2 protein-coding genes are annotated in these 1284 nt (G+C 42.0%); both read left to right on the top strand.

Annotation, left to right across the window (positions count from 1 at the left end):
* A partial coding sequence (locus AC23N5_RS31385) for an ISAon1 family transposase N-terminal region protein (RefSeq protein WP_487758558.1) occupies positions 1–301 on the top strand: 301 nt, incomplete at its 5' end.
* A gap of 34 nt (positions 302–335) precedes the next feature.
* Entirely contained in the window at positions 336–1280 is a 945-nt protein-coding gene (locus tag AC23N5_RS31380; protein ID WP_487758557.1) for an ISAon1 family transposase, read from the top strand.
* Positions 1281–1284: the final 4 nt, after the last annotated feature.

Raw genomic sequence — 1284 nt, 5'->3', positions numbered from 1 at the left:
TCTAACCTATTTTGAGTTGATGCGTGTGGAGAAAATGGCTGATGTGCTCCATGTTTATTTGGAAGAGAAAAATTACGCGGCCTCCTCTGAGCATAAAAAGGAATTACTATCGAAAGGTTTTCTACCCGAAATTACGATTCGAGACTTTCCGATTCGCGATAAAAAAGTCTTCTTACATATCAAGCGCCGTCGTTGGCTGAACACTAAAACGGGTAAAGTTGAGCAACGCGATTGGCAAGCGGTATCTTCAGGGACACGAATGACAGCAGATTTTGCTGCTTTTTTAAAAGGAATCAGTTGATAATCATGCCCATAGTGTATGGAGTGTGGGCCGAATGTATGGGGTTAACGGCAAACAACTTCTGCGTCATTATCGGGAGCATTTGAGCGATTTTACAAGGTGGAATCAAAGAAGCCATGCTACAAAATGGCTTTTATACCCTCAAAATTTGGGTAGTCATTTATCAATTGATGAGACAAGTCTTTCCAATGGAGAGCTTTATACGATTTTGACCAATAAAGCGGCTAAAGGTGGAAAAGGAAGTATAGTAGCCATTGTGGCAGGTACTAAAGCCGAAGAAGTCATCAAAGTTCTGCGAAAAATCCCTGAAAGTAAACGTAAAAAAGTAAAAGAAGTCACCTTGGATATGGCAGGGAGTATGGGACAAATTGTAAAGCGATGCTTTGCAAAAGCGGTCAGAGTCATCGACCGCTTTCATGTGCAGAGGTTGGCTATGGATGCTTTGCAGGAACTTCGTATTCAACATCGATGGCAGGCTATAGAAGTCGAAAATGAGGCTTTAGAGCAAGCCAAAGTCACCCAAATTGAGTATGAGCCGGAAGTGCTTGCCAATGGCGACACAATTAAGCAACTGCTTGCACGCAGCCGCTATGTGCTCTATAAAAAGGCCAAAGATTGGACAGAAAGTCAGAAGCAAAGGGCAGAGTTGCTTTTTGAGCGCTATGCTGACTTGAAAAAAGCCTATGAGTTAACCATGGATTTGAGTCATATTTTTGAGAATACGACCGATAAACTCTACGGATTAGCCCGACTGGCCAAATGGCATGAAAAAGTGCGACAATCAGGATTTAAAGCCTTCAACACCGTGGCGCGTTCCATCCAAAATCATTACGAAACGATTTTAAACTATTTTGATAATAGAAGTACCAATGCTTCGGCCGAGTCTTTTAACTCCAAAATCAAAGCCTTTAGAAGTCAGTTCCGAGGGGTAAGGAATGTGGAATTTTTCCTTTATCGGCTAACGCAGTTATATGCTTAATCCA

Source organism: Runella sp. R5_40, from assembly GCF_057652295.1.
Note: the sequence above shows the minus strand (reverse complement) of the source record. Positions and strands in the feature narration are given on the sequence as shown.